This window comes from Amycolatopsis sp. NPDC004378 (assembly GCF_053602455.1).
Window position 1 is genome coordinate 1 of record NZ_JBSGDR010000055.1, and the last position, 8,183, is coordinate 8,183.

Sequence of the window (8,183 nt, forward strand, 5' to 3'; positions counted from 1 at the left end):
ACTCGCTACGACAAGTTGGCCATCGTCTACCGATCAGCGGTCGTCCTCCATGCAGTGATCACCTGGACAAGGCATTGTCAGACACGACCTAGTGCCCGAAGGCCCGATGTGCTGCGGCAGCGAGCGTGGGCAAGTGTCCGCGCCACGGCGGCAGAGACGAGGTCGACGTCGGAAAGGTCGACAATCAGGTCCTCGCGCGGGGAGGTGTGGCTGAGGATGGCCTCGCCCACCACCGGCGCGGTCGCCGGGTCGAGCGCGCCACGGAAGGCGAGCGTGCACACCGGCGCGCATCCGATGCGACGGAGTTGAATCTGCAATGGCACCTGCTGAAACACCATCGGCGTACCTCGTCATCAGCCAGGGGGAAGCTGGCCACGCCAACGCTGCTGGACGCGGGGAGTCGTCGTGTTCCACTGTGCCAAATTCGCTATGAGAACGCTACCTGGCTCGCGGCGTGGCCGCAGCCGCCGTCCTGAACGCTTTGGCGCCGGGCCGCGTCAGTCGTCGTTCAGCCGCTTCTGAGTTCGCAGCCTCGAGCAGGAAGTGATGTGAAAAGCGTTCATCTTGCTGTGTGCTCGTCGATTTGTCGATGGCGGTGGGGGTGGCGCCCAGTTGAGTATCCACGAGCCTGAGGTAGCGTCGTCGCCGTTGGCTTCGACACGTGGCGGGCGAGGTCTACGCTGAGCAGGCACCCGTCGGCTGGACCTCGGCGGGGCGCAAGCCAGCGTTCCCGTCGTCAAGCCCATTGCCATGGCTCCTGCCCTCAACGCACCGGCGGTATAAGGACGCATCTGACCGCTTCTATGCCGAGCACATTCGTAAACCTCGACTCCTAGTGCGAGAATATGCACGTCCGTCAATGAAGTGAGTGGGAAAGTTGAGTATGGTCGATTTACCCGATATGTAGTGGCCTTAACATGCCATCATCGGCATGTACGGCCCTTTACGGCTGTGGAACATGCGCCGATTCTGGTAGCTTGCGGCAGCCGCCGAATACCCATGAACGAGATCCGCAGTGGGAATCGACCGGTCGGTCGCACCAAGGCGCGACCCTGGCTTGGTGTGACGGAGGTCTGCGAGTTCGCAGGGCGAGATCGCCCGCCGACCGAGTGAGGCGGTTTTGCGTCTTAAGACAGGCCGTAGGACCGCTCACACGTGGCGGACAGCCAGGACGTCGTCCACGCGCGTCATGGACAGGATCTGCGCGACGATTCCACCTTTGGCGACGACGACTTCGGGGTGCAGGTGGCCGTGGCGGAAGAGCACGGTGACGCCGTCGCTGGCGAAGTCGGTGACGCACGTGAGGTCGATGACGAGCCGACGATCACTGCCGCGGTCGCGAACGCCCGGCGTAACTCGGCCACCGTGGTGAGGTCGACTTGGCCGGCGACCAGGACAGTGACGCAGTCATCGTCCGCCGTCGTAGTGATCTGCTGTGGCATCGGGGTGCCTCTTCATTCCGCCGCGGCGGACGGGTGGGAAGCGATGGGACTGCGATAGAGCAGGATTGCGACGTCGTCGTCGTGGCCGGCGTGGACGAAGCGCTCGGTGAGCATGTCAGCGAGCTGGCCCAGGCCCAGGTGCCGGTTGGCGGCCAGCGTGGCGGCGACGTGGGAGGTCTCGACGTCGAGTGACTGGCCGCGCCGCTCGACGAGGCCGTCGGTGTAGAGGAGCAGCGTGTCGCCGGGGCGAAGCGCAGTGGTGGCGTCGGGGCGACGGGGGCTGCCGGACCGCGGGTGGGTGGGCCGGCGCTGCTGAAGGTGACCTGGACCGCGGACGGGGCGATCACGGCGCAGAACACGGTGCTGCAGAACGCGCCTGGCATCGGTCTAGCGAAGGTGTCGAGCGCGGTGAGTACCTGCGCAGGGCCGGCACCCTGCAGCAACATCGCCCTGGCTGCACTGCGGAGCTGTCCCATCACGGCGGCGGCGTGCAGGCCGTGGCCGACGATGTCACCGACCACCACGCCGAAGCTGCCGTCGCTGCGGGGGACGACGTCGTACCAGTCGCCGCCGACCTCAAGCGTGCCGATCGCGGGTTCCTAGCGCGCGGCGAACGCCGCGGGAAGGTCCGTGGGCCGAGGATCGACCGCTGCAGGTTAAGCGCCACATCGGTCTGCCGACTCAGCAGCTGCGACTTCTCCAGCACACCCGAGGCGATCCGAGCGAGCTGCCATAGCGCCGCCTCGTCGCCGGCGTACGGGTCCGACAGCTCGAGGACGCCATTGAATTCTCCGTCATTGCCCTTGCGAGTGATGTGCCGAGGATATTCGCCGTGTAGCGGCCCGGGTCGCCGCCGACGCTGCCGGGAGCTCGCCCGGAGACGTACTCGTCGAACAAGGAGACACGGGTGATCATATGGTCGGGGTCCTGAGAGATGGTCAGGACCGCGAGCCCGGTGCGCGCCGACCAGCGTGCCCGCGGTGCGGGTCAGCCGCGTCAGGACGTCCTCGATCCCGACTGTCGCGTTGAGTTCCGCGGCGGCCCGTGCCAGCTCCCGCATTCGGCGAGACTCGCCGGAACGACGCCGGGGCAGGTCGATGTGGGTGCGGACTCGGGCGAGCGGTGAGTGGTGAGCGCGACGCGTACCTCGACGGAAAAGGGGAACTCCGACGTCATGAACAAGAACTTTCTTGCGGGAATCGCCGCCGGTGCGGCCGGAACAACTGCCCTGAACGCCGTCACCTACCTCGACATGGTTTTCCGCGCACGCGCACCGAGCTCGACGCCTGAAGACACCGTGCGACGCGCCCAAGAGCTCACGGGAGTGGGGTTGGGTGACGAGGACAGCACGGATAACCGTCGCTCGGGCCTGGGTGCGCTGATGGGCATCGCGGCCGGGCTCGGTACCGGTGCGCTCTACGGTCTGGTGCGTCCGAGGCTCGGCCACGTGCCGCCGCTGGTGCTGGGTGTCGGCTGCGGGCTCGCGGCCAATGTGGGCACCACGGCTCCGATGGCCGTCCTCGGTATCACCGACCCGCGCGAGTGGACGGCCGACTCCTGGCTGTCCGACCTCGTCCCGCATCTGGCGTACGGCCTGACCACCGCGGCGGCGTGGGACTGGCTCCGGCGTGCCCGGGACTGACTCGGCTGTTCTCATTCTGGTCCGCAGCCGCCGGCGATGTTGATCTCTGGCCGTCCGCTCATGCGGACTGTGTATGCCCCAGGGAGCCGGATCGTGTTCCGCTACGACTGTCCGGCACGGCGGTCAGGAGGTGGGCGACGCCACCGTCGTGAGCACCGGCCACAACTCCGCGACGAACAACAACGGCGGGCACAGTGCATCTTGGGCTCGACCGTCGGCACCACCGTCACCTCAACCCGCGGGCACGAGCAGGAGGGCCGCCACCACGGTCGTGGCGACCACGATGGCTGGAACCCACAGTTGCTGGAACAAGAGTGGCGTGACGTTGCACACCACGGCGACCTCAGGCAACTAGGATGACACCGGCGCCACCTGAACCACGGCAGCACCATCGGTGGCAACTCCGGGCTCGGCGGGCAACGGCGGCAACGCCGACGTCCAAGCCACGGGCTGGAACGACCGCCGTGCACACTCCGCGCACCCTCTGACGGTCAGCGAGGCACAGCAGAGCGGGCACCGGAGGAACCCGGTGCCCGCTCGTTCGTGTGCGGGCAGGTCAGCCGCCGAGCAGCAGGCCGTCGCCCAGGAGACCGCCGTCGCAGTCGTCGCCATCGTGCCAGCCGTCGTAGCCGCTGATCTGCAGGCCCAGCACGAGGCTGAGGTTCAGGGCCAGACTGTGGTGGTGTCCGTGGCCGTCGTCGGATGACCGTGCGGCCGCCGGGGCGGGTGTGGTGGAGGCGGACGCCGCGCCGGGGGCGGCGAGCAGGAAGCCGAGTGCCGCGGCGGGCAGCGCGGCGGTCACGAGCAGGCGACGGCGGAATGTGCTCACGGTGTTCTCCTTCTCCTCAAACGGTCATCGGACACGATCCGGATGACGAATGGATCATCAGGAGTTCGGAGAGGTCGGGGCCAGTGGACAGGTTCCCGGCGGCGGACCACGCCTGTGGGTGACAATGACGAAGGCCCGGCCACTGGCGTGACCGGGCCTTCGTGCCGGGGTTCAGCTGAGCGCGAGGTTCGCGATGGACGGCGCGGTCGGCTGCAGTGATCCGGTGGCGGGCTCGACGGTCACCGCGACACCGTCGATGCCGGTGGCGAGGGCGGCTTCGAGGGTGCCCTCGGCGGCGACCAGTCCCGCCGATCGCGGGGCGCCCGGGCTGGTCAGCCACACCTCGTAGGCGTGGCCGGAGTCCAGCTGCGGCAGCGCGTTCGCGGCGACGAGGACCTTGCCCAGCTGCCGGGAGGTCGTGGCCGAGACCGAGCCACCGCCGGCCACTGTCGCGCGCACCGTCGCCGCGTCGGGCGCGGACGTCACCGCGCCGCCGTCGGCCACTGGCACCGGACGGCCGGAGACCGACTGCCCCAGCCCGATGCTGATCCCGCCGACGAGCAGAGCCGCCGCGGCGGCAACGGACGCTACCCCGATCAGTGCACGCTTGCGCCACCGGCTGTGCCGCGCGGGGGCGACCGGCGCGGTGGGGACCTGGGGCGGCTGCTGGCGTGTCTGGGAGATCTCGGTGAGCACCCGCCGGCGGAAGCTCTCGTCCGGGCCGGCGGCCGCGGCGGTGCCCAGCAGGGCGGCGGTCTCGCGGAACCCGGCGACTTCCTCGGCGCAAAGCGGGCATTCGCTTAGGTGCCGGGTGAACGCGGCACGTTCGAGGTCGTCGACTGCGTCGAGGGCGTACGCGCCGGCGAGGATGTGGGCGTCGGCGGTGGTCATCGGTGCACTCCCATAGCGTCGCGCAGGCGGACCAGTCCGTCCCGCATGCGGGTCTTGACGGTGCCGATCGCGACACCGAGTTTCTCGGAAACCTCCCGGCAGGTGTAACCCTGAAAGTAGGCGAGCAGGATCGACTCCCGCTGGAGCTCGGTCAGCACCGCCAGCGCGGCGCGGACCTGCGCCCGGTCGAGCCGATCCAGCGTCGCCTCGGTGACGTCGTCGTAGGGGCGGCGCAGGTCCAGTCGGTCGGCTCGATGTTCCCGGTCGACCGCGGACTGCTCGGACCGGACCCGGTCGATCGCGCGCCGGTGCGCGATGGTCAGCACCCAGGTCTGCACGCGTCCACGCCCGGGATCGAACGTCGCCGCCTTGCGCCAGATCTCGAGCAGGACCTCCTGAGTGACCTCTTCGGCATGCGCTCGGGAGCGCAGCACCTGGAACACGGTGCCGAAGATCGGCCCCGCTAAGTGGTCGTAGAGCGCGGCGAAGGCCTGCTCGTCCCCGAGCGCGGTGCGGGCGAGCAGCTCTTCCGTTGTGATCTCTGGTTCCGGCCCCGTGCCGGGGGCGATGCGGAGCGCGACTGCGCGGGCGGTCATGGCACCTGTCCTTCCCGGCGGGCGCCGAGTCGCGTGCCGCGATTGGCGGCATGTCACGAGGAGTTCGTCCCGGCCGCATCGTGCGGATTGGTGCGGTGCGGAGAAACCCAGCTGGTCACCCACACGGAGGAGTGGTCCATGGCTGTCCACAGTGGATCGGGCAAGCCGCGGCGCCGGTCGGTCCGAACGGGAGGTGAACTCGATGAGGAGAATGTGATGCCAGGCTCGACAGTGGTCTCGTTCGGGCACTACCAGCCGGGCCGGGCGGTGACGAACGACGAGTTGGCGGAGCGGCTGGGAACGTCGGATGCGTGGATCCGTGAGCGGGTGGGCGTGCGCAGCCGGTGGGTCGCGGCTCCCGGCGAGTCGGTTGCCGACATGGCCACGGCGGCCGCGGACACCGCGTTGCGGCGCTCCGGTCACAGTGCCGGCGACGTCGATCTCGTGATCGTCGCCACGTGCACCGCGTTCGACCGGATGCCCAATGTCGCCTGCCGGGTCGCGGAGCGGCTGGGGATCGTCGCGCCCGGGGCGTTCGACCTCAACGCGGCGTGCTCGGGGTTCTCCTACGCACTGGCCGCGGCTGACCACGCCATCCGGGCGGGCGCCGCGGCGCGGGCGATCGTGGTCGGCGGCGACAAGATGAGCGACTTCCTCGACTGGTCCGATCGGTCGACGTGCGTGATCTTCGGTGACGCCGCGGCGGCGGCGGTCGTCGAGCAGGCCCCGGCCGGGATCGGGCCGGTGGTGTGGGGCTCGGACCCGGCGAGGGGGCGCTTTATCACGCTCGAAGCCGCCGGGCCCGGCGCGCTGCCCGCGGTGTTCCGGCAGGAGGGCCAGGCGGTGTTCCGGTGGGCCACCACCGCGCTCGCTCCGATCGCCCGGGAGGCGTGCCGCCGCGCCGGTGTCGACCCGGCCGACCTCGGCGGTGTCGTGACCCACCAGGCCAACGTTCGCATCATCGAAGCGCTGGCCCGCAAGATCGGGGCGACCGGCGCGGTGATCGCCACGGACGTGGCCGAGTCCGGCAGCACCTCGGCCGCCAGCATCCCGCTGGCGTTGTCGAAGCTCGTCGAGCGCCGGGAGATCGTGGCGGGCGCGCCGGTCCTGTTGTTCGGGTTCGGCGCCGGGCTGACCTACGCCGGCCAGGTCATCATGTGCCCATGAGGTTCCGTTCTCCCGATCGCCAGCCTGGTCGTCGGCATCGCCGTGGTCCTCCTCTTGCGCCCGATCGCGCCGCGGGTGTGGCGAGAGCCCGACTCCGCGAAGAAGACTGGCACGTCCCGGCGGGCGTTTCTGCTCGGCGGGGCCAGCGTTGTGGCCGGGGCCGGAGGGGCTGGCCTGGGCGGGCAGATGATCAGCTCTTCCCGTGACGCGAACGCGTCCCCGCGAGGCGGTCGCCAAGCCCGTCCCGTCCCAGTCCGCCTCAGTTGTAGGACTTCTGACACCGCACTTCGCGGAGATCCGGAAGATCCTCCAGGGCGGCCCTGGTTTCGGCGGTTCCGGCGACCCGGCGGGTGAGTTCGGCCAGCTCTGCGTCGAACGTCATCACGGAAACGGCCTTCCCTCGATGTCGGTCCTTTTCGTGTTCGGGCCGGCCTTTCGAGCGGATTGGTGGCACCGTGCGCCCGATCGGGTTGTCAGCGCGGTTCGGCCAATCCCGCTCGGTGGAGGTCACGAATCCGCAGTGGACTTTGCAGCCCGTTCACTCAGGAGAGCTTCGTGACGAAGGTTCGTCGTGCCAGTTCCGGTCTGGCCGTGGCCGCCGCGTTCGCGCTGACTGCGTGCAGCGGTGGTGTACCTTCCCCGGCCGGCTCTGCCGTCTCGATGGCGCCGGCGCCGAGCGCCGGCACGAGCGGAACTCCCGATGGCGTGACCAGCGACGCCGATGTGTTCGGCCCGGCTTGTTCGCGGCTGCCGCAGGGTTCGGCTCCGGGATCGCTCGCCTCGATGGGCCCGCAGCCGGTCGCGTCGGCCGCGTCGACGAACCCGCTGCTCACCAGGTTGGTGGCCGCGCTGAAGGCCGCCAACCTGGTCGACACGCTCAACAGCCAGCCGGATATCACCATGTTCGCTCCCGCCGATCCCGCCTTCGCGGTGTTGGGCGATGTCAAGCCGGCCGGGCTGGTGCCGATCCTCACGTATCACGTTGTCGCCAAACGCTACGACGCCAAGGGGCTCGCCACCGCCGGTTCTGTCGCTTCGCTCGACACGGCCGGTCGCCCGCTGAAGATCGAGGGCTCGGGCGAGAACATAACCATCGACGGCGCGAAGATCCTGTGCGGCAATATCCCCACGAAGAACGCCACGGTCTTCGTGATCGACAAGGTCCTGGCCCCCGAACCCACCGGGTAACAACGACTTCCGGGCCGCGAAAGCTGTTCCCTTGCGGGCGGCCCGGAAACACTGGCGCCGCCGCGGTTACCCGATCACGGGAACCGCGGCGGCCGCCGCAAGCAGCCGAGCTTCCCGAAGGCCTCGGCAACCGGAATCGGTGGCTGGTCGGGGGACCGGCCGCCGGAGGACGCCGAACAGGCGGCGTCCCGGCCCGGCAGGGGATGGCATGCCGTCCCCAGCGGAGCGGTGGGTGCGGGCGGGGCCCCCGCACCCACCGCCGGGTCAGTGGGGACGTGGCAGTCGTTGCCGGAGCCGATGCTCAGGTGGCTCAGGTCGGCACCCGCACGACGCGCCGGCCGGCCCGGCTCCGGCCTACGGGCATGTCGCCGCGCAGCTGCTTGACGGCATCCGGGAATCGGTGGCCGGCCGGCCGGAAGCCGCCCTCG

At 69.7% G+C, this 8,183-nt stretch carries 9 protein-coding genes and 1 pseudogene; 3 read left to right on the forward strand and 7 right to left on the reverse strand.

Going from position 1 to position 8,183, the window contains the following annotated elements; genetic code table 11:
* Positions 1–77: 77 nt before the first annotated feature.
* From ACWEN0_RS49855 to ACWEN0_RS49865, 3 genes and pseudogenes are all read right to left on the reverse strand, one after another.
* A complete protein-coding gene (locus ACWEN0_RS49855; protein WP_451988784.1) occupies positions 78–338 on the reverse strand; it encodes an STAS domain-containing protein in 261 nt (86 codons plus the stop codon).
* 1,116 nt (positions 339–1,454) lie between these two features.
* Complete coding sequence (locus ACWEN0_RS49860; protein WP_451988792.1) at positions 1,455–1,811, reverse strand: SpoIIE family protein phosphatase; 357 nt, start codon at positions 1,809–1,811, stop codon at positions 1,455–1,457.
* A pseudogene (locus ACWEN0_RS49865) lies at positions 1,751–2,032 on the reverse strand (PP2C family protein-serine/threonine phosphatase); the annotation flags it as partial. The gene ACWEN0_RS49860 and the pseudogene ACWEN0_RS49865, both read right to left, overlap by 61 nt.
* Positions 2,033–2,616: 584 nt before the next feature.
* Between ACWEN0_RS49865 and ACWEN0_RS49870 the strand changes: the two are divergent.
* Positions 2,617–3,084 (forward strand): hypothetical protein, encoded by a 468-nt coding sequence (locus ACWEN0_RS49870; RefSeq protein ID WP_451988785.1) that lies wholly within the window; start codon positions 2,617–2,619, stop codon positions 3,082–3,084.
* Between the two features lie 556 nt (positions 3,085–3,640).
* On the opposite strand, the gene ACWEN0_RS49875 is transcribed toward ACWEN0_RS49870, so the two are convergent.
* The 3 genes from ACWEN0_RS49875 to sigK all read right to left on the reverse strand — a co-directional run bounded on the left by ACWEN0_RS49875 (position 3,641) and on the right by sigK (position 5,400).
* Positions 3,641–3,913 carry a hypothetical protein gene (locus tag ACWEN0_RS49875; protein ID WP_451988786.1) on the reverse strand — a complete coding sequence of 91 codons (273 nt, stop codon included), beginning with the start codon at positions 3,911–3,913 and terminating at the stop codon, positions 3,641–3,643.
* A 171-nt stretch (positions 3,914–4,084) separates the two neighbouring features.
* Positions 4,085–4,804: an anti-sigma factor gene (locus tag ACWEN0_RS49880; protein ID WP_451988787.1), complete on the reverse strand. Its 720-nt coding sequence runs from the start codon at positions 4,802–4,804 to the stop codon at positions 4,085–4,087.
* A complete protein-coding gene (sigK, locus tag ACWEN0_RS49885) occupies positions 4,801–5,400 on the reverse strand; it encodes an ECF RNA polymerase sigma factor SigK (protein WP_451988788.1) in 600 nt (199 codons plus the stop codon). Before sigK ends, ACWEN0_RS49880 begins: the two co-directional genes overlap by 4 nt.
* A 216-nt stretch (positions 5,401–5,616) precedes the next feature.
* Between sigK and ACWEN0_RS49890 the strand changes: the two genes are divergently transcribed.
* Positions 5,617–6,567 carry a beta-ketoacyl-ACP synthase 3 gene (locus tag ACWEN0_RS49890; RefSeq protein ID WP_451988789.1) on the forward strand — a complete coding sequence of 317 codons (951 nt, stop codon included), beginning with the start codon at positions 5,617–5,619 and terminating at the stop codon, positions 6,565–6,567.
* 259 nt (positions 6,568–6,826) lie between these two features.
* Here ACWEN0_RS49890 and ACWEN0_RS49895 read toward each other — a convergent pair whose 3' ends face one another.
* Positions 6,827–7,078, reverse strand: coding sequence for a hypothetical protein (locus ACWEN0_RS49895; RefSeq protein ID WP_451988790.1), 252 nt, complete (start codon positions 7,076–7,078; stop codon positions 6,827–6,829).
* Positions 7,079–7,122: 44 nt separating this feature from the next.
* Between ACWEN0_RS49895 and ACWEN0_RS49900 the strand changes: the two genes are divergently transcribed.
* The gene (locus ACWEN0_RS49900) at positions 7,123–7,755 is read left to right on the forward strand and encodes a fasciclin domain-containing protein (RefSeq protein WP_451988791.1); all 633 of its coding nucleotides are present in this window, start codon (positions 7,123–7,125) and stop codon (positions 7,753–7,755) included.
* Positions 7,756–8,183 lie beyond the last annotated feature (428 nt).